This window comes from Amycolatopsis sp. cmx-4-83 (genome assembly GCF_046548815.1).
GTDB classification, from domain to species: Bacteria; Actinomycetota; Actinomycetes; order Mycobacteriales; family Pseudonocardiaceae; genus Amycolatopsis; species Amycolatopsis pretoriensis_A.
In genome coordinates this window covers 54,194-78,444 of the sequence record NZ_JAEBEF010000016.1, presented here as the reverse complement: position 1 = coordinate 78,444, position 24,251 = coordinate 54,194, and the positions used below count along the sequence as shown (strand labels likewise).

At 72.9% G+C, this 24,251-nt stretch carries 21 protein-coding genes and 1 pseudogene; 12 read left to right on the top strand and 10 right to left on the bottom strand.

Features of this window, described 5'->3' with window-relative positions; translation table 11 throughout:
* Genes ACLJQM_RS40060 through ACLJQM_RS40050 form a run of 3 tightly spaced genes read right to left on the bottom strand, consistent with a single transcriptional unit; the run spans position 1 to position 3,066 of the window.
* Positions 1–600 carry a TetR/AcrR family transcriptional regulator gene (locus ACLJQM_RS40060; RefSeq protein ID WP_410635541.1) on the bottom strand — a complete coding sequence of 200 codons (600 nt, stop codon included), beginning with the start codon at positions 598–600 and terminating at the stop codon, positions 1–3.
* Positions 601–628: 28 nt separating this feature from the next.
* On the bottom strand, positions 629–1,630 hold the full coding sequence (locus ACLJQM_RS40055) for a hypothetical protein (protein ID WP_410635540.1): 1,002 nt from the start codon (positions 1,628–1,630) through the stop codon (positions 629–631).
* The gene (locus ACLJQM_RS40050; RefSeq protein WP_410635538.1) at positions 1,627–3,066 is read right to left on the bottom strand and encodes an FAD-dependent oxidoreductase; all 1,440 of its coding nucleotides are present in this window, start codon (positions 3,064–3,066) and stop codon (positions 1,627–1,629) included. The genes ACLJQM_RS40055 and ACLJQM_RS40050 overlap by 4 nt, the downstream gene beginning before the upstream one ends.
* Before the next feature lie 178 nt (positions 3,067–3,244).
* Between ACLJQM_RS40050 and ACLJQM_RS40045 the strand changes: the two genes are divergently transcribed.
* Both ACLJQM_RS40045 and ACLJQM_RS40040 read left to right on the top strand, forming a co-directional pair.
* Positions 3,245–3,445, top strand: coding sequence for a hypothetical protein (locus tag ACLJQM_RS40045; protein WP_360782173.1), 201 nt, complete (start codon positions 3,245–3,247; stop codon positions 3,443–3,445).
* 55 nt (positions 3,446–3,500) lie between these two features.
* Positions 3,501–4,679, top strand: a complete 1,179-nt coding sequence (locus tag ACLJQM_RS40040) for a hypothetical protein (RefSeq protein WP_410635536.1) — start codon at positions 3,501–3,503, stop codon at positions 4,677–4,679.
* A 3-nt stretch (positions 4,680–4,682) separates the two neighbouring features.
* On the opposite strand, the gene ACLJQM_RS40035 is transcribed toward ACLJQM_RS40040, so the two are convergent.
* Positions 4,683–5,060, bottom strand: a complete 378-nt coding sequence (locus ACLJQM_RS40035; RefSeq protein WP_410635535.1) for a hypothetical protein — start codon at positions 5,058–5,060, stop codon at positions 4,683–4,685.
* A 115-nt stretch (positions 5,061–5,175) separates the two neighbouring features.
* Positions 5,176–5,472 (bottom strand): annotated as a pseudogene (locus tag ACLJQM_RS40030) (alpha/beta fold hydrolase); the annotation flags it as partial.
* Between the two features lie 129 nt (positions 5,473–5,601).
* On the opposite strand from ACLJQM_RS40030, the gene ACLJQM_RS40025 reads away from it, so the two are divergent.
* The 4 genes from ACLJQM_RS40025 to ACLJQM_RS40010 all read left to right on the top strand — a co-directional run bounded on the left by ACLJQM_RS40025 (position 5,602) and on the right by ACLJQM_RS40010 (position 8,473).
* Positions 5,602–5,973 carry a GntR family transcriptional regulator gene (locus ACLJQM_RS40025; RefSeq protein ID WP_410635533.1) on the top strand — a complete coding sequence of 124 codons (372 nt, stop codon included), beginning with the start codon at positions 5,602–5,604 and terminating at the stop codon, positions 5,971–5,973.
* A complete protein-coding gene (locus ACLJQM_RS40020; RefSeq protein ID WP_410635531.1) occupies positions 5,970–6,851 on the top strand; it encodes an ATP-binding cassette domain-containing protein in 882 nt (293 codons plus the stop codon). Before ACLJQM_RS40025 ends, ACLJQM_RS40020 begins: the two co-directional genes overlap by 4 nt.
* On the top strand, positions 6,848–7,543 hold the full coding sequence (locus tag ACLJQM_RS40015; RefSeq protein WP_410635529.1) for a hypothetical protein: 696 nt from the start codon (positions 6,848–6,850) through the stop codon (positions 7,541–7,543). Before ACLJQM_RS40020 ends, ACLJQM_RS40015 begins: the two co-directional genes overlap by 4 nt.
* 96 nt (positions 7,544–7,639) lie before the next feature.
* Positions 7,640–8,473, top strand: coding sequence for a hypothetical protein (locus ACLJQM_RS40010; RefSeq protein ID WP_410635527.1), 834 nt, complete (start codon positions 7,640–7,642; stop codon positions 8,471–8,473).
* Between the two features lie 17 nt (positions 8,474–8,490).
* On the opposite strand, the gene ACLJQM_RS40005 is transcribed toward ACLJQM_RS40010, so the two are convergent.
* Positions 8,491–9,159: a TetR/AcrR family transcriptional regulator gene (locus ACLJQM_RS40005; protein ID WP_360782160.1), complete on the bottom strand. Its 669-nt coding sequence runs from the start codon at positions 9,157–9,159 to the stop codon at positions 8,491–8,493.
* Between the two features lie 133 nt (positions 9,160–9,292).
* Here ACLJQM_RS40005 and ACLJQM_RS40000 point away from each other — a divergent pair, with 133 nt between their 5' ends.
* The 3 genes from ACLJQM_RS40000 (at position 9,293) to ACLJQM_RS39990 (ending at position 11,916) form a co-directional block, all read left to right on the top strand.
* The gene (locus tag ACLJQM_RS40000) at positions 9,293–10,201 is read left to right on the top strand and encodes an SDR family NAD(P)-dependent oxidoreductase (RefSeq protein ID WP_360782158.1); all 909 of its coding nucleotides are present in this window, start codon (positions 9,293–9,295) and stop codon (positions 10,199–10,201) included.
* Between the two features lie 81 nt (positions 10,202–10,282).
* On the top strand, positions 10,283–11,140 hold the full coding sequence (locus ACLJQM_RS39995; protein ID WP_410635526.1) for a helix-turn-helix domain-containing protein: 858 nt from the start codon (positions 10,283–10,285) through the stop codon (positions 11,138–11,140).
* A complete protein-coding gene (locus ACLJQM_RS39990) occupies positions 11,137–11,916 on the top strand; it encodes an SDR family NAD(P)-dependent oxidoreductase (RefSeq protein ID WP_410635524.1) in 780 nt (259 codons plus the stop codon). The genes ACLJQM_RS39995 and ACLJQM_RS39990 overlap by 4 nt, the downstream gene beginning before the upstream one ends.
* Here the strand turns inward: ACLJQM_RS39990 and ACLJQM_RS39985 are convergent.
* Positions 11,901–12,341: a MarR family winged helix-turn-helix transcriptional regulator gene (locus ACLJQM_RS39985; protein WP_360782153.1), complete on the bottom strand. Its 441-nt coding sequence runs from the start codon at positions 12,339–12,341 to the stop codon at positions 11,901–11,903. The genes ACLJQM_RS39990 and ACLJQM_RS39985 overlap by 16 nt on opposite strands.
* Positions 12,342–12,405: 64 nt before the next feature.
* On the opposite strand from ACLJQM_RS39985, the gene ACLJQM_RS39980 reads away from it, so the two are divergent.
* Together ACLJQM_RS39980 and ACLJQM_RS39975 are read left to right on the top strand one after the other, a co-directional pair.
* Positions 12,406–13,095, top strand: coding sequence for an SDR family NAD(P)-dependent oxidoreductase (locus tag ACLJQM_RS39980; RefSeq protein WP_360782151.1), 690 nt, complete (start codon positions 12,406–12,408; stop codon positions 13,093–13,095).
* Positions 13,096–13,133: 38 nt separating this feature from the next.
* Positions 13,134–19,406 (top strand): SDR family NAD(P)-dependent oxidoreductase, encoded by a 6,273-nt coding sequence (locus ACLJQM_RS39975; protein ID WP_410635523.1) that lies wholly within the window; start codon positions 13,134–13,136, stop codon positions 19,404–19,406.
* Positions 19,407–19,438: 32 nt separating this feature from the next.
* On the opposite strand, the gene ACLJQM_RS39970 is transcribed toward ACLJQM_RS39975, so the two are convergent.
* Positions 19,439–20,329: an SAM-dependent methyltransferase gene (locus tag ACLJQM_RS39970; RefSeq protein WP_410635521.1), complete on the bottom strand. Its 891-nt coding sequence runs from the start codon at positions 20,327–20,329 to the stop codon at positions 19,439–19,441.
* Here ACLJQM_RS39970 and ACLJQM_RS39965 point away from each other — a divergent pair.
* Positions 20,328–20,981 carry a TetR/AcrR family transcriptional regulator gene (locus ACLJQM_RS39965; RefSeq protein ID WP_410635520.1) on the top strand — a complete coding sequence of 218 codons (654 nt, stop codon included), beginning with the start codon at positions 20,328–20,330 and terminating at the stop codon, positions 20,979–20,981. The two genes, ACLJQM_RS39970 and ACLJQM_RS39965, sit on opposite strands and share 2 nt — an antisense overlap.
* A 402-nt stretch (positions 20,982–21,383) precedes the next feature.
* Here ACLJQM_RS39965 and ACLJQM_RS39960 read toward each other — a convergent pair whose 3' ends face one another.
* A complete protein-coding gene (locus ACLJQM_RS39960; RefSeq protein WP_410635519.1) occupies positions 21,384–21,863 on the bottom strand; it encodes a hypothetical protein in 480 nt (159 codons plus the stop codon).
* 186 nt (positions 21,864–22,049) lie between these two features.
* Positions 22,050–24,218, bottom strand: coding sequence for a tetratricopeptide repeat protein (locus ACLJQM_RS39955; protein ID WP_410635517.1), 2,169 nt, complete (start codon positions 24,216–24,218; stop codon positions 22,050–22,052).
* Between the last annotated feature and the right edge of the window lie 33 nt (positions 24,219–24,251).

Below are 24,251 nucleotides of genomic sequence, written 5' to 3'. Positions count from 1 at the left end.
CTAGCCGCCGAGGGCGGGGCCGAGCCAGCGGCGGACGAGGGCCCGCAGCTCGTCGTCCGCCGGGGGTGGGGTCGTCGGGTGCTGCAGGAACGACATGAAGAGCCGCATCAGGATCTCGGCGAGGCCGCGGAGGTCTTCCTCGGTCGTGACGCCCGCCGCCGCCCAGTCGACCGGGAGGTTGCGCAGGATGCGCGTGCCGAACGAGAACGCGAGCGGCGAGATGACGCCGTCGGTGAAGAAGTCGGCCTCACCCGCCTGCAGGAGGAGGCCGAGGTGGGGCTCGGCGGGGACCGTCCGGACCGCCCACACCACCGATTCCACCGCGGCCTCGGTGGCGGTGCCGAACGTGGCCAGGTGGCGCTCCATCCGCCCGGCGAACTCCTCGACCCCGGCCAGCCCGACCGCGCGCAGGATGTCCTTCAAGCCCGGGAAGTAGCGGTAGACGGTCTGCCGGGTCACGCCCGCTTCGGCGGCGACGTCGGACAGGCTCGTCTTGGCCAGTCCCACGCGGTCGAGGCACGCCGTCGCCGCTTCGACGATCCGGCGGCGGGCCTCGTCCTCCGTGCCGGGCGGGTTGCCCCGCCATCCGTGGTGCCCCATGCCCGTCATCTTCCCCGACCGCACCCGGTCACGCCGGGGCAGGGCGGCGGGCCCGGTGCAGCGCGGCCAGCACCAACCCGGCCGCGACGAAGCAGGCGAGCGCGTAGAGCCCGCTTTCGAGCGGGACCTCGTGGAGCGCGGAGAGCCAGATGACCGCCAGGACGCCCAGGTAGGCGGCCGGGTAGATCCGCGCGAAGGCGGACACCGGCTCGGCCGGCCGGCCGGTGGCGACGATCCAGCCGCCGGCCAGCCAGACCGCGGCCAGCTCGACGCCGAGGATCCAGGCCTGTGCTGTGGAATTCCCCTGGAAAACGCTCGCCGGGAGGCCCGCGATCACCATGGCGAACGGGGTGAGCACGCCGGCCAGCAAGAACGCGGCTCGGCCTTTCAGCCGCACGACCAGGTATGTCATCGCGGCCATCGACACCGAAGCGAACAGCAGCATGCTGGTCATCGGCACGGTCGCCAGCGCCGGGTGGTTCACGACGGCGTTGCCGGGGTTCCAGGCCCACCACTTCAGCGGCGGCCCGATCTGGTCGAAGACCTCGTAGAACACCTGGCACACGAAGGCGACGGCCACCGCTCCGCGCAGCGCGCCGCGCCGGAAGATCCCGAGCGACCGCACGACCTCGTACGCGAGCTGGCTGAACGCCGGGTAGAACGCCACGATGTAGAGCGGCAGCCGGTCCCCCATGAACTGCACGGTGAACCGGTTGTGGGCGAAGATGAAGCCGTACAGCTCGTCGAGCCCGAACCACTCCGGGAAGTACAGCGGCGGTTCGGTGACGAACAGGTAGACCAGGGAAGCGCACCACAGCGCCAGGTTGACCGGGTCACCCGCGCGGTACCGGCGCACGGCGTGCACCAGCGCGAAGACGGCGCCGGCGACGATCAGCAGTTCGAGCACCGGCAGCGTCCAGTTCGCGAGGTCCCACGGGGAGCGGACCGACACCACCGGCGAGACGTCGTGGCAGTCGAAGCCGAGCCCGCGGGTGACGGCCTCGGCGTCCGGCCCGCACGCCGGGCTCATCGCGCGGTCGCCGTCGAATAGTCCGTGGCCGGCGGCTCGGCGCGCGGGTCGAACCCGAACGGCACCCGGTGCCGCCCGAGGGCCGCGCGGACGCGGTAGCGCACGAGCCCCGCCAGCACGCGCGGGTTGCGCAGCATGTCCCCCAGCGACTCGTCGAGGTTGAACACCTTGGCGAAGTGCTCGTCGACGACGTCGTCCTCCCGGGCCGCGCCGACGATCAGGCTGAACGCCGGCGCCGACACGCCCGCGAGGATCCGGCGCTTCCACTCGGGCGGCCGCTCGGTGCCCTCGGCGCACGCGTAGCCCTGGTCCCGGGCCATCGCGAGCCGCCACGGCACCTGGAGCGCTTTGCGCTGCGCGGCGAGGAAGCGCTTGCCGAAGCCCGCGTCGAGCCGGTCGGCGCGGGAAAGGTGTTCACGCAGGAGCAGCGCCGAGCCCGCCGCGGAGCTGATGCCCTGCGCGTAGAAGGGGTTGAACGCGCAGATGGCGTCGCCGACGAACGCCAGGCCGCGCGGGAGTGTGCGCAGGCGGTCGTAGCGGCGCCACTTGTTGCCGGTCGAACGGGTGAGGTGCACTTCGGACGCCGGCTTGCACCGGTCCATCGCGGCGGCGAACAAGGGCGTCCGCACCCGGCGGGCCACCTCGGCGAACGCGTCGGTGGTGCGGGGCATTTCCAGGCCCCACGAACCCATGCAGGCGATGACCCGGTTGCCCTCGACGGGGAAGAAGTTGACCAGGAAGTCGTGCTCGGCCGGGTGGTCGCCCTTGTCCGGCGTCGGCATGATCACCAGGTGCCGCCACCACCAGGACGCCGGGCGCTCGCCGGGCAGGTCGTACCAGCGTGAGGTGTAGGTGACCTTGGCGTCGAGGGTCTGCGCCGCGGGCGCGGGCCACCCGGCCGCGGTCAGCCAGCCGGCCACCGGGGAGCCGCGGCCCGCCGCGTCGACGACGAAATCGGCGTCGAGGTGCTCGCCGCCGGCGTCGACCCCGGTCACCGCCCCGTTTTCGAAGGTCAGTCCACCGGCCGTGGTCCCTTCGCGGATGACGACGTTGGGCAGTTCGCGCACCTTGTCGCGCAGCACGCGTTCGATGAGGATCCGCGAGCCGTAGATCATGGTCATCGAGCTGCGCTTGCGCGCCGACCAGCCCTCGCCGTCGAGGTAGGCGGCGTCCATGGACGGCATCAGGTGCAGCCCGCCCGCCGCGATCAGGTCGGCTTCGAAGCCGGGGAAGAGCGCGCCGATCGCCCGCCGCCCCGAGTTCAGGAGGAAGTGCGGGTGCTTGCTCTGCGGCACCCCGCGCCGGTGTTCCGCTCCGGCCGGCAGCCGGTCGCGCTCCAGCAAGAGCACGCGCCCGAAGAAGGGCGCGAGGGCACCGGCGGTGCAGAGACCGGCGGCACTGCCACCCAGGACGACGGCGGTCCGGCCGAGCCGCATGCGGATCAACTCCCGTCATTCATACAAAGTGACAATGAATGTATGAATGACGGGCGAGCGTGTCAAGGCGGCCGCTCGCCAGGCATTCACTCTTTCGGGCCTAAACCACGTTGCTTCCTCACCCGTGATCGGGCCGTCGGGGCGCCGCCGAGGCGCCTCCTACGAAGGAGAGGGATCCATGCGACGTCTTCTGGTGAAGCTCGCCGTCGTTTCGTCCGGGGCCACCGCGGCCCTGCTGACATTGGTCGGCGGGGCGTCCGCGGCGGCGACCGAGCCGGCCAAGGTCCAGACCACCGACCAGGTCGTGGCGGAACTGGCGAGCCCGGACGCCACCGTCAGCGGGCTGCTCAAGTGCTGGGTGCACCCCTACAACTGCTGACCCACCCGCGGGGTCGCTCCCGGGAGCGACCCCGCCCCGACCTCAGGAGCAGCGGATGAACCTCGACGTGCACGAGCCGGTGCGGCTGGCCCGCGCCGTGCTGCGGGCGGACGGCGACGGAACGCTCGTCGCCCAGTACGGGCTGGTGGCGCGCGCACGCCCGGCGGCGTTGCCGGTCGTGCCGCGCACGCGCCTGCCCGTTCAGGCCAACTACATCAGCGATCTCGGCGTCCGCGGCTTGGCGGAGGCCGCACTGTTCCTGGACGAGCACCTTCGCCTCCAGGCACTGCCGCCCGCCGACGGCGAACCCGTCTCCGCGGAGACGTGGGCCGACGACTGGGCGCGGGGCGACCTGGACGACCGGGACCTGTGCGCGCTGGTCGACGCCCAGGTTTGTTTCGCCGGCGCGTGGCCGCTCGCACGGGTGCTGGTGAACGCCGTCTTCGCCGCGGACCGCGTCCCGGATTCGTTCGGGGCCTTGCTCATCGGCGCCGTCGTGGCGGCCGGTGACCCCGCGACACCGCTGGACACCGGCGACCTCTTCCGCCGCGCGGTCGCCGCCGCACCATCCGAAGTGGACGGAATGCTCACCGAGCTGCGCCACGCCGCGTGGGCGCTCAAGCGCAAGAACGACCCCGCCGGCGCGCTCGTCCGCTTGGCCGGCCTCGAAGCCCACGCCCGGGACGCCGAACGCCGCTACCGGGTCTCCCCCGCCGACGCGTCGACCTTGTGCGCGTTGGCCGCCAACCTCGAAGCACTGGCCCGCCTCCGCCAGGGAGACGAGGACGGCGCCCGGCGCGCCATCGACCGGGCCGCGGCGCTGATCCCGGACGACGGCTGGGTGGCCGTGGACCGCGACGCCGGGTTCCGCTACCGGAGCCAGATCCGCACCAACACGGCCCAGCTGCTGGTGAAGCGCGACGACCTGCCCGGCGCGCTGGCGGTGATGCGGACCAACCTCGAGGAGGGCCGGCGGGACGACCCCGACTCGATCAGCGAAACCCTTTCCGTGATGGCGTACTTCGCTTACCTGCAAAGGGAGTGGGACCAGGCAGTGGAGCTGCTGACCGAAGCGTACGGATCGGTGCGGCTGGAGGGATCGCCCGACCGCCTGCGGCAGTGCCGCAAGATCGCCGTGGCCGCGTTGCATTCGTGCGGCCGCGAAAAGGAGGCGCAGCACGTCCTCGACCGCTCCCGGGAGGACCCCCTGGGCTTCGACGACACCCTGCTGTAGCCGTCAGGACCCGGCGGCGATCCCGCGGACGGCACCGGCGACCGCGCCGAAGTCCTTGCGCAGGATCGCGCCGTGGTTGCCGGCGACCTTCTCGCGGGTGATGTTCGGGTTCCGGCCGAGCACCGCGTCGAGGCCGGCGCGGATGCGCTCCTGTTCGCCGCCCTTGCTGCCGAAGGAAGTTCCCGACGCGACGACGTACCGGACCGGGACCGTGATGCCGTCGAGCACCGGGCCCAGCTCGCGCTCGCGGGACAGCTTCCCGAGTTCGATGTTGCTTTCCGCCTGCTGGGCGGCGGTCATGCGCGGGGCAAGGCCGGTCGGGCGCAGCAGCGGCAGGAACCAGCTCATCCGCTTGAACAGCTTGCGGATCCGCAGTTCCATGGCGTCGTCGAGCCAGTCGTGCGGGTACGCGCCGTCGACCAGGACCGCGCCGAGGGCGCTCGGGGTTGCGATGGGCCCAGTGCGCCGCGACGACCGCGCCGTAGGACCAGCCGACCAGCACCGCGCGCTCCACCCCGCGGGCGGCGAGCACGGCGTCGACGTCGCGGATCGCGGCTTCGAAGGAGTAGTCGGCCGAGCGCTTCGACTTGCCGCGGGCGCGCTCGTCGTAGGTGATGTGGCGGAAGCCGTCGCCGAGTTCGGCGAGGACCCGCTTCCAGTAGCCCTGGGTGGCGAACTGGCCGTTGAGGTAGACCACCGGGACGCCGGGGCCGCCGGTGTCGGTGACCGCGAGGGCCGTGTCTTCGACGGCCACCAGGCCGGTCCAGTGCGAGGAGATCGTGTTCTGCGTCATGACGGCTACTTTCGGCGGGCTGCCTGACACCACCCGGACACCGCGCTGACACGGCCGGGCTTGACAGGGCGGCACCCGAGCCTCCATGGTTAGTTACATGAGTAATGAACCGACGAACCGCCGTGCGCGGTGGTCGGCGTGAAAGACGACGGGCGGCCGCTGTTCCTGCAGATCGCCGAGCAGATCGAGAACTCGGTCGTCGACGGGAGCCTGGCCGCGGACGCGCAGGTGCCGTCCACCAACGAGCTCGCGGCCTTCCACCGGATCAACCCGGCGACCGCGGCGAAGGGCATCAACCAGCTCGTCGCCGACGGGATCCTCTACAAGAGACGAGGCATCGGCATGTTCGTCGCCACCGATGCCCGCGCGCAGCTGCTCGAACGGCGGCGCCGGGACTTCACGCGGCAGTTCGTCACCCCGCTGATGGCGGAGGCGGGCAAGCTCGGCATGGACGCCGAGGAGATCAAGAAGCTGATCGACGTCTGGGAGCCGGAACGATGAACGTGGTGCGCACGACCGGGGTGACCAAGCGCTACGGCGCCCTCGCCGCGCTCGACGGGGTCAGCGTGACGCTCGCCGGGAACACGATCCACGGCCTGCTCGGCCGCAACGGCGCCGGCAAGACCACGCTGATGCGGATCCTCACCGGGCAGAGCTTCGAAACCGGCGGCACGGTCGAGGTCTTCGGGCAGCACCCGTACGAAAACGCCGACGTGCTCGCGCGGACGTGCTTCATCAAGGAAAGCCAGCACTACCCGGAGAAGTTCCGGGTGCGCCACGCCCTGCGGGCCGCCGAACTGCTCTACCCGAACTGGGACACCGCCTTCGCCGCCGAGCTGCTGGCGGACTTCGCCGTCCCGTCCGGGCAGCTGCTCGGCAAGCTCTCGCGCGGGCAGCTGTCGGCGGTCGGGGTCATCATCGGGCTGGCGTCGCGGGCGCCGCTGACGCTGTTCGACGAGCCCTACCTCGGCCTCGACGCCGTCGCGCGCCAGCTGTTCTACGACCGCCTGCTCGCCGACTACGCCGCGCACCCGCGCACGATCGTGCTCTCCACACACCTGATCGACGAGGTCAGCGACCTGATCGAGCACGTCGTCCTCCTCGATGGGGGCCGGGTGCTCATCGACGCGGACGCGGAGTCGTTGCGTGGCGAGGCCGTCGCGGTCACCGGGCCCGCCGACGCCGTCGAGCGTTACGCGGCCGGGTACGAAGAACTGCACCGCGAACGCATCGGCGGCGCGCTGCGCGTCACCCTCACCGGCGCCCCGGACCGGGCCCACCCCGGACTGGACTTCGAGCCGGTTTCGCTGCAGCAACTGGTCGTCCGCACCACCCAGCACCACGGCGCGCTGGTCGCGGCCGGGAAGGAAGCCCGATGACGCGCGTGCTCGACGTCGCCCGGATCCAGCTGGTCAACTGGCCGGCGCTGCTCGCGTACCCGCTGGCCGCGGCGGCCGCGCTCCCCTTGCTGGGCTGGGGCATCGACGTCTCCAACGGCCAGACCGCCGTCGGCGACCACGAGGTGTACCTGCTGCCGATGCTGCTGGGCGTGGCCGCGACGGCGCACCTGCAGACGATGACGCAGGTCTTCCCGTTCACGCTGGGTTTGGGCGTGACCCGCCGCCGCTTCGCCGCGGCGACGGCGCTCGTGGTCGTGGGGCAGGCACTGTTCTTCGGCTTGCTGCTGGTGGGCTTCGCCGCCGTGGAGCGGCTGACCGGCGGCTGGGGGCGGCAGGCCCGGATCTACGGGCTCGGCGCGCTGCGCCAGGACGGCCCGCTCACGCAGTGGCTGGCGTTCACCGGACCGATCGTGGCGACGTCGGCGGTCTGCGTGCTGGCGGGGGTGGTGTTCCAGCGCTGGCGGCAGTCGGGGATCTACCTCGCGGTGTTCACCAGCGTGGCCCTCCTCGCGGCGGCGGGTGCGCTGGCGACCACGCAGAACTGGTGGCGCCCGATCGGGAGTTTCCTGGGTGACCAGCCATCGCTGACGCTGTTCGCGGCTTATCCGTTGGTGCTCGCGTCGGCCTTGGGCGGCACGGCTTGGCTGGTACTGCGGCGGTCTACGACCTGAAAGTCGACAACTGCGGATCTCCGTAACAGCACGTGATCGGGCACCGACTAGTGATGAACGAGCTCACCATCGGTGCGAACAGGAGACTGCCCGATCATGTTGACGACCCTCGCGGCGGACTCGGCCGGCATCGACACGAACGGCGTCGCGTTCAAGATCGCCCTCGCGGCGATCAGCGTGGTCGTCGGCGGCGTGGTCACCCTCGTGACCGACCGCATCAAGCGTCGCAACGATCCGCACAAGCAATTGTCTTGGGACGCGAGGACTGAAATCGGCCTGGCGCGAGCAGAAGATGAAATCGCGCAGCACCTCGGTATCACCTACAAGGGCAGACCGGTGCAAGACCTGGCCGTGATCGACTGCACCATCTCGAACACCGGCAACCGGGTCGTGAAGAACGAGCTGATCAGGTTCGCGGTTCCGGAAGGCGCCGTCATCGTCGAAGCAGCCTGCCGACCGCGGCCTCAACGTGAAATGAAAGTGTCCCGCGACACCGCCGAAGAAGAGTCGGATCAGGAAGCCGTGTTCCGGATCGGCCACATCGAAAAGGGCGCGTCGATCACCGTCAGGCTGCTGGCCACGGGGCAGGAAGCCCGCAACTGGACGGTGGTGGCGCACAACGACGAAGGGGACGTCGGCTTCCACTCACGGGAGGTCGCACGGGTGCGCGACGACCGCGAACACGTGGCCCCGTTCACCAAGTTGCTGATCTTGTTCTTCACGGTTCCCCCGATCTTCGGGCTCTCCCTGTTCGGCCCCATCGGCGACCTGGTGCAGGCCGCCGCCTGGTTCCTCATCGCCGTACTCCTGATGCCCCACGTCACACCGACCGCCAGGCTTGTCCAAAATTTCCTGACCTCGCGTGCTCCTGACGGGAGATCCAATCCGAGCGTCGTGATCAACGGCTCGGTTCAAACCATCAAGACCTGATCCCGCCTCGAGCCGGCTCAGCCGTTGCGGGACATGGCTCCCGCGATCAGCATCGCCAGCCCCTGCTGCAAAGCCGGTGCCAGCTCCAAGTGCAACGCCGCCAGCGCCGGGTCCACCTCGTACGCCGCCAAAGCGCTCGGCGAAGGCCGGCAGTGCGTCCACAACCCGCCCGTCAAAATCATCGCCATCAAGCACACCGAAGACGCCTCCGCGCCCACCTCCGGGACGTACCCCCGCAGCAGCTCGGCCAACGTCTCCAACCCCGCCAGCGCCGACTGCTTGAAGCGCACCACGACATCGACCGACACGTTGTGCTCCAGCACCCCCGCCTGCGCGCCGATCAGGTCACACAGGACCGTCCGGCGAGCCAGGGACTGCGCGACCACCGCCGCGAACGCGTCGCCCCGCGCGGACGCCGGGCGGTCGCGGTCCACGCCCGCCGCCAGCTCCGCCGACACCTCCGTCAGCCAGTCCCGCAGGGCGCCGTCGAGGAGTTCGAGCAGGATCGCTTCGCGGGATTCGAAGTAGCGCAGCACGTTCGACTTCGCCAGGCCGACCCGGCGGCTGAGCTCGTTGAGGCTCACGTCGGCCACCGGCATCTCGTCGAGCATGGCCAGCGCCGTGTCGAGGATCGTGCGCCGCCGCTCCTCTCGCTGCTCCGCGCTGCGCGCCCGCTGGAACGTCATACGACCAGCCTAACGCCCGCCGCGAAAATTTACAGACCGGTTGTCTCTTGACATCAGACCGACGGTTCCTTAGCGTCGGAGATGTAACAGACCGCCGGTCCGCAAGGGCCGCCACCCGGAGGGACCCCCAGCCATGAACAAGAACTGGACCGACCGCGACGTTCCCGGCCAGCAGGGCCGCGTCGCCGTGATCACCGGCGCGAACACCGGGCTCGGCTTCGACACCGCCAAGGTGCTGGCCGAGCGGGGAGCAACGCTGGTGCTGGCCGTGCGCGACGTCGAGAAGGGCAAGAAAGCCGCCGCCAAGCTGGGGGCGAACGCCGACGTCACCGTGCAGGAGCTGGACCTCGCGTCGCTCGACTCCGTCCGCGCCGCCGCGGCCGAGCTGCGCGGGACGCTGCCGAAGATCGACCTGCTGATCAACAACGCCGGCGTCATGTACCCGCCGCGGCAGACCACCCGCGAGGGTTTCGAGCTGCAGTTCGGCACCAACCACCTCGGGCACTTCGCGTTCACCGGCCTGCTGCTGGACCTCCTGCTGCCGGTCGAAGGCTCCCGCGTCGTGACCGTCGCCAGCATCGCCCACCGCATCCGCGCCTCGATCCACTTCGACGACCTGCAGTGGGAGAACTCCTACGACCGCGTCGCCGCCTACGGCCAAGCCAAGCTCGCCAACCTCATGTTCAGCTACGAACTGCAGCGCCGCCTCGCGCCGCGGGGCACCACCGCCGCCGTCGCCGCGCACCCCGGGGTCGCGCGCACCGAGCTGATGCGCAACTCCCCCGCCATCGCCCGCGCGCTCTTCCCGGCCGTCGCGCCGCTGTTCACCCAGAGCTCGGAGCGGGGCGCGCTGCCGATCCTGCGCGCCGCGACCGACCCCGCCGCGCTCGGCGGCCAGTACTACGGCCCCGACGGCCTCGGCGGCTACCGCGGGCGCCCGCAGGTGGTCGCTTCGAGCCCGCAGTCCTACGACGTCGCGGTGCAGCGGCGCTTGTGGACGGTGTCGGAAGAGCTCACCGGGGTCAAGTTCCCGGTCGGCTGACGCGTGGCGTCCACACCGGACCGACTTCCCTGGGGGTGACAGGACCAGGCACCGGCGCCGCGCGCGGCTTACCGTGAAGTGGTGACCGACGAACCGAACCTGCTGGGCGATCACCTCCGCGCCCGCCGGGAGCTGCTGACACCCGAGCAGGCCGGCGTCCCGGCCGGCGGCGTGCGGCGGGTGCCGGGGCTGCGCCGGGAAGAGGTCGCGCAGCTGGCCGGCATCAGCGCCGACTACTACCTGCGCCTGGAGCAGGGCCGCGACCGCAACCCGTCGCGGCAGGTCCTCGAAGCGATCGCCCGCGTGCTGCAGCTCGACGACGACACCACGGCGTACCTGATCGGCCTCACCGAGCAGCGGCCACGATCCTTGAAACGGCGGCGGCGCCGGAAGGAGACGGTCCCGCCCGGCACGCTCAAGTTCCTCGCGGCGGTCGGGCTGCCCGCGTTCGTCGAGGGCCGCTACCTCGACGTGCTGGCGGCCAACCCGCTCGCCGAGGCGATCTCGCCGCGGCTCGTCGCCGGCGCGAACCGGCTGCGGGACGTCTTCCTCGACCCGGCCGAGCAGGCCCTCTTCCCCGACTGGCACCTCGCCACCCAAGGGCTGGTGGCGGGGTTCCGCCAGGCGGTCGGGACCGAGACCGACGACCCGCGGTTCATCGAGCTCGTCGGCGAGCTTTCCCTGGCCAGCAAGCGGTTCCGCGAGCTGTGGGCCCGCCACGACGTGGCGAACCGGCGCGGCGCGACCGTGCGCTTCGCCCACCCGCAGGTCGGGGAACTGGTGCTGAACCGGGAAAAGCTGCTGCTGAGCGACGCACCCGGGCTCGTGCTCGCGGTCTACCACCCCGATCCCGGCACCGACGCCGCGGACAAGCTGGCTCTCCTCGGTTCCGCCGCGCTCGCGCCGGCCCCACCTCTCCGGAAGGACGTTCGACCATGAGCAAGCTCGCCCTCGTCACCGGCGCGACGTCGGGCATCGGCCGGGCGTTCGCCGAGCGCCTGGCCGCCGACGGCCACGACCTGGTGCTCGTGGGGCGGCGCCAGGAGCGGCTCGACGAGTTCGCCGCCGCCCACCCCGAGGTCGGGATCCGCACGGTGGCGGCCGACCTGTCCACCGACGACGGCATCGACGAAGTCGCGGAGATCGCCGCCGGCGAGCCGCTCGACCTGCTGGTCAACAACGCCGGCGTCGCGCACTACATGCCGCTGGCCGACCTGCCCGCGGCGAAGGCCCGCGAACTGGTCAAGGTCAAGGTCCTCGCACCGACGCTGCTCGCCCGCGCGGCGGTCGCCGGCATGGTCGAACGCCGTCGCGGCGCGATCGTCAACGTGGCCGGGATGATCGCCTTCAGCGGACCCGCCCCGCAGGGCCGGCTGCCGCGGCGGACCGTCTACGCCGGGACGCTCGCCCACCTGGTCACCATGTCCCAGGCGCTCAGCGCCGAACTGGCGGAGACCGGCGTCCGGGTGCAGGTCGTGTGCCCGGGGGTGGTCGCGACCGAGTTCCACTCGCGGCAAGGTCTGGACCTCAGCGCGGTCCCGCGGATGAGCGCGGCCGACGTCGTTTCGGCTTCGCTGCGCGGCCTGGAACTCGGCGAGGTCGTGTGCGCGCCGGGCGTGGAAGACGCGAGGCTGCTGGAGTCGGTCTTCGGCGCGGAACTGGCCGCGTTCGGCGGGCAGAGCCCCGCCCTCGCCACCCGCTACCGGCCGGCCTGATCACCGGAAGCCTTCAGCAGCAACCGGTGCAGGGTGTCCTGCTCGCGCGGGGTCAGCCGGGCGAGCAGCTCGCCCGTCACCGCGGCCGAGACCTCCTCCGTCTTCGCCACCATCACGCGTCCGTCCTCCGTCAGCGTCAGCACGTGCCGCCGGCGGTCCTCGGTGTCGCGCTCGCGGATCACCCAGCCCGCCGCTTCCAGGCGGTCGAGCACCTTGACCAGGTCGCTGCGGTCGAGGCCGAGGCGGTCGGCGACGGACTGCTGGGACAGCGGGCCGTACTCGCCGACGCAGACCAGGACGTAGAAGTCGCGCAACGACGTGCCGATGGCCGCCAGTTCCTCGTCGATCCGCGCGACGCCGCCGCGGTGGAGGCGGCCCATCAGGTACGTGGGCCAGCGCAGCAGAGCACGGGGGCGATCGGACATGGCGCCGATCCTAGGCCAGGAAAGCGGGTTGGCACAATTGTAGGAGATCCCTACAGTAGGTGTCATGAACAAATCACCGGTCGCCCTCGTCACCGGCGCGAGCCGGGCGCACGGCCTCGGCTTCGCCGTCGCCCGTGAGCTCGCCACTCGCGGCTACCACGCCGTCCTCGCCGGGCGGAACCTCGAACAGACCCGCGAACGGGCCGCCGAACTCGTCGCCGAAGGCCTCTCCGCCGAGGCCGTGCGGCTCGACATCACCGACCCGGCGGACGTCGCGGCGTGCGCCGAGCACCTGCGCGCCACGGCCGGCCGCCTCGACGCGCTGGTCAACAACGCCGCGAACATGCCCGACTTCACCGTGCTGTCCCTGCTCGACGCGGACATCGCCGCGGCCCGCGCCTCCTACGACGTCGTCGTCCTCGGCCCCTTGGCACTCGTCCAGGCCTGCCTGCCGCTGCTCGAGGCCGCACCCGCCGCCCGGATCGTCAACGTCTCCAGCGGTGCCGCCGCCCAGATCGGCGCCGACGTCGAAACCGTCCGGGCGCCCGGGTACGCGCTGGCCAAGTACGCCCTCGAAGGCCTGACCACGGCCCTCGCCGCCGAGCTGCGCGGCGCCGGGATCCACGTCGAGGCGGTCGATCCCGGCTCGGTGGCCACCCACCCCGAACGCGGCGACGACGCCGATGACCGCACGCCCGCGGAAGCCGCGCTCGACATCGCCGCCGCGGCCACCGGTGAGTCCACAAAGGACTGATCCACCGGCACGCGGGCGAATCCCGCTACGGTGGTTCCATGGGGAGAGTCCACACCGATCTGCTGCGCCCGTTGCCGTCGCTCGTCCAAGCGCACCCGGCGGACAGCCCGGCGTTTTCCGACGGCACGCGCTCGGTCACCTACGGGGAGCTCGCGGATTCGAGCGCGCGGCTCGCCGGCGCGCTCGGCGTCGGCCGGGGCGAGAAGGTCCTGCTGCACATCGGCCGCCGGGTCGAATACGTCGAAGCCCTGCTGGGCGTGCTGCGCGCGGCCGCGATCGGGGTGCCGGTCAACGTCGGCGCCACCGACGCGGAACTGGCCGCCATCGCCGACGACTCCGGCGCCGTCCTGCTGCTGACCGAGGCCCGGCACCTCGACCGGGTCCGGGCGCTGGCCGCGGACCGGCCGCGGTTGCGCGTCCTCGCCGTGGAGGACACCCAGGCGTCCGGCGCACCCCGCGACGACCTCGGGCTCGACGAACCGGCCTGGCTGCTCTACACCTCCGGCACGTCCGGCCGGCCCAAAGGTGTGCTGACCACGCAGCGGGCCGTGCTCTGGTCGGTCGCCGCCTGCTACTCCCCCGTGCTGGGGCTGAGCCGGGCCGACACCGTGCTGTGGCCGCTGCCGGTCCACCACGCCTACGCGCTGTCGCTCGCGGTGGCCGGGACGATCGCCATCGGCGCGCACACCCGGCTGGCCACCGGCGTCGACGCCGAGCTGCTGGCCGAACACCCGGGCTGCGTGCTCGGCGGGGTTCCCGCCACGTATGCCGCCCTGCGCCACGAAATCCGCGGTCCGGTGGTGCCGCCGCGCCTGTCCCTCACCGCGGGCGCGGTCTGCGGGCCGGTCGCGCGGGCCGCCGTGCGCGACCTCTTCGGCACCCCGCTCGTGGACGGCTACGGCAGCACGGAAACGAGCGGGAAGATCGCCTTCGGGCAGCCCGGAGAAACCGGGCTGACCCCGCTGCCCGGCGTCGAAATCCGGGTGGACGCCGGCGAAGTCCTCGTCCGCGGGCCCGGCCTGATGCTCGGCTACCACGGCCGGCCCGCCCTCGGCGACGGCTGGTACCGCACCGGGGACGCGGGCCGGTTCGCGGCCGGGAAGCTCTTCCTCGACGGGCGGGTCGACGACGTCATCGTCTGCGGCGGCCAGAACGTGCACCCGGCCGAAGTCGAGGCCGTGCTGGCGGAGTCGCCGTCGGTGCGGGACGTGCTCGTCGGCAAGCGGCCCGACGAACTCGTCGGCGAGGTCCCCATCGCGTTCGTCGTTCCCACCGGCGTGCTCGACGTCGGCGAACTGCGCCGGCTGTGCCGGGAAAAGCTGTCGCCGTACAAGATCCCCGTCGCCTTCCACGTGGTCGAGGAGATCCCGCGCACGCCGTCGGGCAAGCCGTTGCGCCGGGCGGTCACCGCGCCGGTGCCGGACGACCTGGCCGGGCTGGTGCGGGCCGAACTCGCCGAGCTGGCCGGGCACGACGTCGGCGACGGCTGGCTCGACCGGCCCTTCGCCGAGCTGGGCCTGACGTCGCTGGCCGGGGTGCAGCTGCGGCACCGGCTGGCCGAATACGCGGGGACTGCCCTGCCCGTCTCGCTGATCTACGACTTCCCCACGCCGCGCCAGGTGATCGCGGAAATCGCCAGGGACACCCGGACCGCCGCGCCGGTGACCACGGCGGCGCCGGCGGACGAGCCGATCGCCGTCGTCGCGATGGCCTGCCGGTTCCCGGGCGGCGTGCGGACGCCGGACGACCTGTGGCGGCTCGTTTCCGAGGGCGTGGACGCGACCGGCGACTTCCCGGCCGACCGCGGCTGGGACACCGGCCGGCTGTACGACCCGGACCCCGACCGGCTCGGGACTTCGGTGACCAAGCGCGGCGGGTTCCTCTACGACGCCGGGGACTTCGACGCCGGGTTCTTCGGGATCTCCCCGAAGGAGGCGCTGGCCACCGACCCCCAGCAGCGGCTGCTGCTGGAGACCACGTGGGAGGCGTTCGAGCGCGCCGGTCTCGATCGCGCGGCCCTGCGGGGCAGCGACACCGGCGTCTACGTCGGGGTGATGAACGAGGACTACGCCAGCCGCTTCGACAGCCACGAACTCGAGGCCTGGCTGGGCATCGGGTCGTCGCACGCGGTGGCGTCGGGCCGCATCGCCTACACGTTCGGGCTGACCGGGCCGACGCTCACCGTCGACACGGCGTGCTCGTCGTCGCTCGTGGCGGTGCACCTGGCGGCGAAAGCCCTGCGCGGCGGCGAATGTTCCCTGGCCGTCGCCGGGGGCGCCACGGTGATGGCCACGCCGAGGACGTTCCTCGCCTTCAGCCGCCAGCGCGGGCTGTCCCCGGACGGGCGGTGCCGGCCCTACGCCGCCGACGCCGACGGCACCGCGTGGGCCGAGGGTGCCGGAGTGCTGGTGCTGGAACGGCTTTCGGACGCGCGGCGGCTCGGTCACCCCGTACTGGCGCTGCTGCGCGGGTCCGCGGTCAACTCCGACGGCGCCTCGAACGGGCTCACCGCGCCGAGCGGCCGGGCGCAGCGGGCGGTGGTCGCCGCGGCGCTGGCGGACGCCGGCCTGGCCCCGGCGGACGTCGACGCCGTGGAAGGCCACGGCACGGCCACGCCGCTGGGGGATCCGATCGAGGCGGAGGCGCTGATCGCCGCGTACGGCGGCGGCCGCGAGAAGCCGTTGTGGCTCGGCTCGGTGAAGTCCAACATCGGCCACACGCAGGCCGCGGCGGGCGTCGCCGGGATCGTCAAGGTGGTGCTCGCCCTGCGGCACGGGCAGCTGCCGCCCTCGCGCTACGCGGACAACCCGAGCCCGCGCATCGACTGGTCGTCGGGCCAGGTGGCGTTGCTCGCCGAAGCCCAGCCGTGGCCGGCGGGCGGGCGGCCGCGGCGGGCGGGGGTGTCGGCGTTCGGGATCGGCGGCACGAACGCCCACGTCCTGCTGGAAGAGGCCCCGCCGGAGACCCCGGCGGCCCGGCCCGGTTTCCCGGCGGCGCCGTGGCTGCTCAGCGGCGACGACGAACCCGCCTTACGTGCAGTCGCGGCGGCCCTGGCCGACGCGCCGGACGGCATCGACGTCGCTTTCACGCTCGCCGCCCGGCCGGCGCTGCGGCACCGCGTGCTCGCCGGTCACCGCGAAACGCTGCGCGCGATCGCGGGCGGCGAACTCCGCGGCCGGACCGTCCGCGACGAACCGCGGCTGGCGTTCGTGTTCTCCGGGCAGGGTGCCCAGCGTCCCGGGATGGGCCGCGAGCTGGCCGGGACCTTCCCGGAGTTCGCCGCTGCCTTCGACGAGGTGTGCGACGAGCTGGGCACCTCGGGTCCCGATCTGCTCTCGGCCGACCTCGCGCACACCGAGCACGCCCAAGCCGCGTTGTTCGCTTTCCAGGTCGCGCAGTTCCGGCTGCTCGAGTCGTGGGGCCTGCGGCCGGACGTCGTGCTGGGGCACTCCGTCGGCGAGATCGCCGCCGCGCACGTCGCCGGTGTCCTGTCACTGCCGGACGCGGCCACGCTGGTTTCCGCGCGCGGGCGCCTGATGGCCGCGCTGCCGCCGGGCGGGGCGATGATCGCCGTCCCGGTGAGCGAAGCCGAGGCGGTGTCGGCGATCGACGGCGGGCCGGTCGCGATCGCGGCCGTCAACGCAGCACGGTCAGTGGTTCTCTCCGGCGAAGAGGCGGCCGTCACCGCCGTCGCCGAGCGCCTGGGCGGCGGCACGCGCCTGCGGGTCAGCCACGCTTTCCACTCCCCCGCGATGGACCCGATCCTCGCGGGGTTCCGGGCCGCGCTCGCCGGGATCCGGCACCGGCGCCCCGAAATCCCGTTCGTGTCCGCCGTGACCGGCGCGCGCTTCGACCCGGCGAGCGGGCCGGAGCACTGGGTGCGGCACGTCCGGCAGCCGGTGCGGTTCGCCGGCGCGGTCACGGCCGCCGCCCCGGGCGCCGCGCTCGAAATCGGCCCGGCCGCGGTGCTCAGCCGGGTCGTCGACGCCGCCGTCACCACCACCCTCGACGGCGCGGGCGTGCTCACCGCGCTCGGCGCGCTGCACACCGCGGGCGTCCCGGTCGACTGGCGGAAGGTGTTCCGCGGCAGCGGCGCCCGGATCGTCCCGCTGCCGACGTACCCCTTCCGCCGGACGCGCTACTGGCTCGACCCGGCGGTGCCGGCCGGGCCGGGGCACGCCCTGCTCGGCCCGCCCCTGGAAGCCCCGGATTCGCCCCGGATCGTGCACGGCGGCGCGCTCACCCCGCGGGCGCAGGGCTGGCTGGCCGACCACGTCATCGGCGGCGTACCGGTGGTCCCGGGCGCGGTGTTCGTCGAGCTCGCGCTGCACGCGGGCACGGCCGCCGTCGACGAACTCGTCCTCGAAGCGCCGCTGCCGCTGGAAGACCACGACCTGCAGGTCGTCGTCGACGGGCCGCGCTTCGACGCCTACGCCCGCCCGCACGCGGATCAGCCGTGGCGACGGCACGCCACCGGACGGCTCCGGCCGCCCGGCCCGCGGCCCGAGCCGTGGAAAGCCGAGTGGCCACCGGCGGAAGCGACCGAGATCGACGTCGCCGCGGCCTACGAGCAGCACACCTACGGGCCCGCTTTCCGCGCGGTGACCCGGTTGTGGCGGGCCGGCGACGACGTGTACGCCGAGATCGAGCTCCCGCCGGGCGTGGGCGGCTCCTTCGAGGTGCACCCGGTGCTGCTCGACGCCGCGGTGCACGCGGCGGCGCTCGCGGCCCCGGACACCGAACCGCGGATGCCGTTCCTGTGGAGCGGCGTTGAGCTGTTCGGGCCGCAGATCCGGCAGGCGCGGGTGCACGTCACCGCCGAAGGGCCCGGCACGGTCGGCGTCACGGTGTTCGGCACGGACGGCGGCCCGCTCGCGCGCGTGGAGTCGATGGTCACCAAGCCGGCGAGCCCGGCCGACACGATGCTGTACCGCCCGCGCTGGGTGCCGGTGGCGCCGGTTCCGGCGAGCGAGCCGGTGAACGTCGTCGAAGCGCCGTCCGGTGCCGTCCGCCCGGCGACCGCCGGCGCGTTGCGGCTCCTGCAGCAGCGGCTGGCCGAGCCCGGCCGGCTGGCCCTCGTGACGCGCAACGCGACCGGGCCCGAACCCGACCTGGCCGCCGCGGCGGTCTGGGGCCTCGGCTGCTCGGCGGCCGCGGAGTACCCGGGGCGGCTGACGATGGTCGACCTCGATCCCGGCGCGTCCGCCGACGTGCCGGGCCTGGCCGGCGACGGCACGGAACCGCAGATCGCCGTCCACGGCGGGGTGCCCCACGTGTTCCGCGTCGCGCGGGCCACGCCGTCGGCCGCGCGGCCGATCGACCCGGCGGGCACGGTGCTGATCACCGGCGGCACGGGGGCGCTCGGCGCACTGGTCGCCCGCCACCTCGTCCGCGCCCACGGCGTCCGGCACCTCGTGCTGGTGAGCCGTCGTGGCCCGGCGGCTCCCGGCGCGGCCGAGCTGGCCGAGCTGGGCTCCGGGGTCCGGATCGTCGCCGCCGACGCCGCCGACCCGGCCCAGATGCGGCGCCTGGTCGAGGCGTGCGATCCGCCGCTGACCGCCGTCGTGCACTCCGCCGCGGTGGTCGACGACGGCGTCCTGTCCGCCCAGACGCCGGAGCGGCTCGACGCGGTGCTGGGCCCGAAAGCGGACGCGGCGCTGGTTCTCGACGAGGTCACGCGCGACCTGCCGCTGACGGCGTTCGTCCTGTTCTCCTCGATCGCCGGGACCTTCGGCAAGGCGGGCCAGGCCAACTACGCGGCCGCGAACCGGTTCCTGGACGCGCTCGCGTCCCGCCGGCGCGCGGCGGGCCGCCCGGCGGTGTCGCTGGCGTGGGGCCTGTGGGAGGTCGGCACCGGGCTCGGCGACCGGATCTCCGCGACCGCCCACCGCCGGATCACCGCGTCCGGCGTCACGGGGATCATCGCGGGGCAAGGATTGGCGCTGTTCGACGCGGCCCTCGCCTCGCCCGAGCCGGTCCTGATCCCGGCGCGCTTCACCCAGCCGCCGATGACCGTGAACCCGCGCCCGGCCACCGGTTCCCGCCCCTGGCCCCGGCAGCCCGCCGGGCCCAAGCTCCGCGACCTCCTGCGCACGGAGGTGGCCGCGGTGCTCGGCCACCCGGACCCGCACGCGATCGCGGACGACCGGCCGTTCACCGAGCTGGGCTTCGATTCCCTGACCACGCTGGAGATCCGCACCCGCGTCACGGCCCGCGCGGGCATCGAGCTCCCGGCGGCGGCGCTGTTCGACCACCCGACGGTGGCCGCCCTCGCCGAGCACCTGGAGGCGAGGCTCAGCCCGCGACGCTGATCTCCGGGTAGGAGAAGTGCCCCCGCGGCCCGCTACCGGGTCCCGCTGACGTAGTGGACACCGCCCATGCGCAGGTCGTCGTCCGCGAGCGGCAGCCCGCAGGCGGCGAACAGCTCCCGGACGCTGGTGCCGTGTATTTCCCAGCCGAGGCCGGTCAGGTAGGGGGCGGCTTCGTTGCGCTCACCGAAGTAGCGCAGCCGCGCGTGGTCGAGGTCGAAGCCGTGCGCGCGCCAGCGTTCGGAAATGCGGTCGAGGCTCTTCTTGGTGGTTTCGTCGTCGCCCGGCCGCGGGTTCGGCCTGCTCTCGGTGGCGACCCGGCTCCCGTCCGCGCTGAGTTCGGTGACGGTGTCGAGCAGGCGATCCTGTGCTTCCGGCGGGAGGTAGCCGAGGAGTCCTTCGGCGCTCCACGCCGTAGGTTGCCCCGGGTCGAACCCGGTTTCCCGCAGCGCGGCGGCCCAGTCGTCCCGCAGATCCACCGCGGCCACCCGGCGCTCGGCTGTGGGGACGTACGCCGCCAAGGTGCGCGTTTTGAACTCGGCGACCTGCGGCTGGTCGACCTCGTACACCACGGTCCCGGACGGCCAGGGCAGCCGGTAGGCGCGGGAATCCAGTCCCGAAGCGAGGATCACGATCTGCCTGATGCCGGCGTTCGCGGCGTTGCGGAAGAAGTCGTCGTAGAACTTGGTCCGCACCTTGGCTCCGTCGATGGCGCTCCGGCCGACGAGGTCGCCGGGTGCCATTTCGCCGGTCGCCAGCCGGGTGAGGAGATCGATCCCGACCGCCTTGACGAGCGGCTCGGCGAAGGGGTCGTCGACGGGCCCTTCACGGCTCGCGATCGCCCTCGCGACGGCGGCCAGGGTGGCGGTCGCGCCGACGCTGGAGGTGGGGTCCCAGGTGTCGCCGTCGTGCCTGGTGGATGTCATGGTCCTGCCCCGCTTTCCGGAGGTCTTCCGCGGTCGGACGTTAACGGGCTTCGGGGTCGGGTCACCTAAAGTGAGAGGGATGACCGCCCGCTTGCCTCGCACCGACGTCCGGGACAACCGCGCCCGCATCCTTTCCGCGGCCCGGACGGCGTTCGGTGCGGACGGTCTTGACGTCCCGGTCCGCGAGATCGCCCGCCGCGCGGAGGTCGGGCCGGCGACGGTGTACCGGCACTTTCCGACGAAGGCCGCACTGGTCACCGAGGCGTTCGCCGATCAGGCGCGTGCTTGGCGTTCCATCTTGGGCGAGGGCCTTGCGGACCCTGACCCTTGGCGCGGCTTTTGTTCCGTGGTCGAGAAGCTGTGCTCGCTTCAGGTGCGAGACCACGGGTTCATCGCGGCGGTCAAGTCGGCCTACCCGCAGGCGCTGGACTTCGCGGCAATGCGCAGTTCGTCGTTGGCCGCGGCGGCCGAGCTGATCCGCCGCGCCAAGGCCACGGGCCACCTGCGCCCCGACGTCGAGGTGACCGACCTGACCCTGATGATCATGGCCGGCAGCGGCATCGAGGCGGATTCCCCGGCGGCGCAGGCCGCGGCGGCTCAGCGCTTCGCGGCGCACGTGATCCAGGCATTCCAGGCGCCGCAGGGACTGTAATCAAGAGCCCGTGATGGTCACTGTCTCGATGCGGTAATGCGGTGCCGGTTCCGTGGAAATCCCCAGAGCAGGGTGGCATCGCGAAGACGAGAGCCGACATACCGCTGAAGAAGGCTTGACGCCTCGGCGGGACCGACCTTGCCTTCGCCGTGCTCGCCCATGTCGTACGAGCCACGCGGTGCCGATTCCCTAGGTGGAGCAGATCGCCCGTACCGCGCAGCGCAAGAACCGGGAAGCGGTCGAAGTGCAACCAGAACATCACCAGCGCGTTCCGTCGGCCTTGGTACCAATGCCACTCTTCGGTCACCGACTCCAGCGTCGAGCCCAGCCGGGCTCGAAGCGGCGCCGTGGTTCGGGAGCCGTCATCCGGAGCGGTCCTCGCCGCGGGCGCAATTCCTCGAGTCAGCTCGGGGACGGAAGCCAGTCGTCCGTGTCGCGGTGGCGGCCGAGGCCGATGGCGTCGAACTCGTCGAAGTGCTCGCCCTTGACCGCGCCGAGTCGCCGGAACGCCTGGGAGATGGGGCTGCCGTCGGCCGGTGCCGGCTCTTCCGAAGCCGAATGCAGGGGGCCGAGCACCGTTTCACCGCCGGCCCACACCTGCGCGGACTGGGTTCCGCTCCCGCCGAAGTAGTCAGCCTCGACGTAGGCGATGGGACCGCCCGCCGAGCAAGTGGCCAATGTGTCTGCGAATCCGGCGGGTACTTTCCAGAACCCGGCGAGTTCGCCCCCTCCGGCGGCGGTGACCGCGTCGAACAATTCGTCGGTCATCGGCAGCAACGACAAGTGCTGGCCGAGCGGGACGACGCACGCACCCTCCACCGAGCCCGCCACCGTCCGGAGCACAGGCTCGGTCGAAACGACCGCCTGCAGGAAGTACCCCATACCCGTCATTCTCGCTCACGATGCCCGCACCGCACTCCGAAACTGTCCCCAGGTGCCGCGGACGCCGCCGATCGCCAAAGCTCTGATCGACCTCGACGAGCGGTTCCCGGTGGTCGGCCGCCTGCTGGCCGGCGCCGAACGGGATGAGGTGTACGCCGAGCAGGTCGCCGTGCAACCGCAGTTCGCTCAGGCGGGTGGGTTCCGCCACTGGGCGAGGTTCTCGCGGGCGGCCGCCGTGTCGGGGTGGTCCGGGCCCAGCACCCGCACGCGGTCCGGGAGCAGCTCCTCGAACGCGGCCACCGCACCGGCCGGATCACCCGCCTCGCCCCGCCAGCGAGCGAGGTGACCGCGGGCGGTCAAGGTGTCGGGGTGGTCCGGGCCCAGCACCTGCACGCTGTCGGCGAGCAGCTCCTCGAACGCGGCCACCGCACCGGCCGGATCACCGGCCTCCCCCCGCCAGCAGGCGAGGTTGTTGCGGGTGGCGAAGGTGTGCGGGTGGTCCGGGCCCCACACCAGCAGCGCGTCGGCGAGCACCCCCTCGAACGCGGCCGCGGCACCGGCCGGATCGCCCGCCTCACCCCGCCAGCGAGCGAGGTTGCCGCGGGTGATCAAGGTGTGGGCGTGGTCCGGGCCCAGGAGCCGCACCATGTCGGCGAGCAACTCCTCGGACGCGGCCGCCGCACCGGCCGGATCACCCGCTCGCCCCCGCCAGTAGGCGAGGTTACCGCGAGCGGCCAAGGTGTGGGGGTGGTCCGGACCCAGCAACCGCACCCGGTCCGCGAGCAGCTCCTCGAACGCGGCCACCGCGCCGGCCGGATCACCCGCGTGCCCCCGCCAGAACGCGAGGTTGCCGCGGGCGGTCAAGACATCGGGGTGGTCCGGGTCCAGCACCCGCGTCATGTCGGCGAGCAATTTCCCGGACGCGGCCGCCGCACCGGCGGGATCACCCGCCTCGCCCCGCCACCGGGCGACGTGGCCGCGGACGGTCAAGGTATCGGGGTGGTCCGGACCCAGCTGCTGTTCCGCGGTGAACTGAAGCCGGAGGTGGTAGATCTTGGCCTCGGTGACCAGCCCTCTGCCGCCGAGGCTGGACCCGGCCCGCAGCAGTACGGCGTGCGCGCCGGGTTCCCACAGGTGTTCGCCCGCGGCCTCGGTCAACGCCTCGGTGTTGGCGCGCTGCACCAACGCGTGGACCCGCACCGTCCGGGTGTCCGAACGCGGGTCCAGGGTGATCAGGTTCAGCCGGTGCAGGCACCCCAGCCCGTCGCGGGCCTGCTCGGCGTCGACGTCCCGTCCCGTGCGGCCGGTGAGCAGTTCGGTGATCGCGGGGGCGGTGAACAGCGTGGCCGGGATGCCGTTGGGGTCCAGCACGCCGGCCACCTCGAGCAGGGCGCCCGCGATCCCCGGTGGTTCCAGCCGGTCGGCTTGCTCCACGGACAACGACCACGTCGTGGCCACGGTCGCGCGGTGCTCGTCCGGCAGCCCGTCGTCTTCGGGCAGCAGTGACGCGAGGGTGCGCCGGCGGCTGGTCCACCGCGCGAGGTAGTCGCCGCACGTCAGGCCGCGGTCCAGCAGGTACGCGGCGGCCTGCGCCAGCGCGAGCGGCAGGTGCCCCAGCCGCGCCGCCAATTCGACCGTCCCCTCGGCCAGGTGGGGCTGGTCGGCCAGCGCGGCCCGCAGGTACGCCTCGGCCTCGTCCGGGGTGAACACGTCGACCTCGACCAGCCGGCGGCCGGGCCCGCGCAACGCGGCGTCCCGGCGGCGGGTGGTCACCACTGCCCGCCCGCCCGGGGTGGCCGGGGGCCACAGGCCTCGCAGGTCGGCCGGGTTCTGCACGTCGTCGAGCACGATCAGCCACCGCGCCGAACCGGCGGCCAGCCATTCCAGCAAGCGCCGCGCGCCCTGCTCGGGGTCGGTGTCCTCGAGGCCGGTCAGCTCGGCGGCCACCCGGGCGTAGCTGGACACGATCGCCTCCCGCGACCCCGCCGTCACCCACACCCACACGTCGACCTCGCCGTCGCCCCAGAGCCGCTGGGCGTAGTCCAGTGCGACCTGTGTCTTGCCGACCCCGCCCAGCCCGGACACCACGCCGGTGTGCACCCGCGGCCGACCGGTCGGCACCGCGGTGTCCAACGCCGCCACCAGCCGGCGCGTCGTCCCCACCCGATCCTGGAAGGCCGCCGCCTGCTGCGGTGCCACCCCCGCCCGGTACGGCAGCGACGCCACCGGGCGGGACGGCGGGTGAAAGTGCACGTCACCGTGGATGTCGCGGACTTGGACCAGGTTCCCGGACACGCCGCCGGCCACGTGGTTGGCCGGCCCACCCTCGGACGGCCCGGCGGCACGGTCACTCATCGATCCAGTATCGCGACTTCCGGCAGGTTTTCG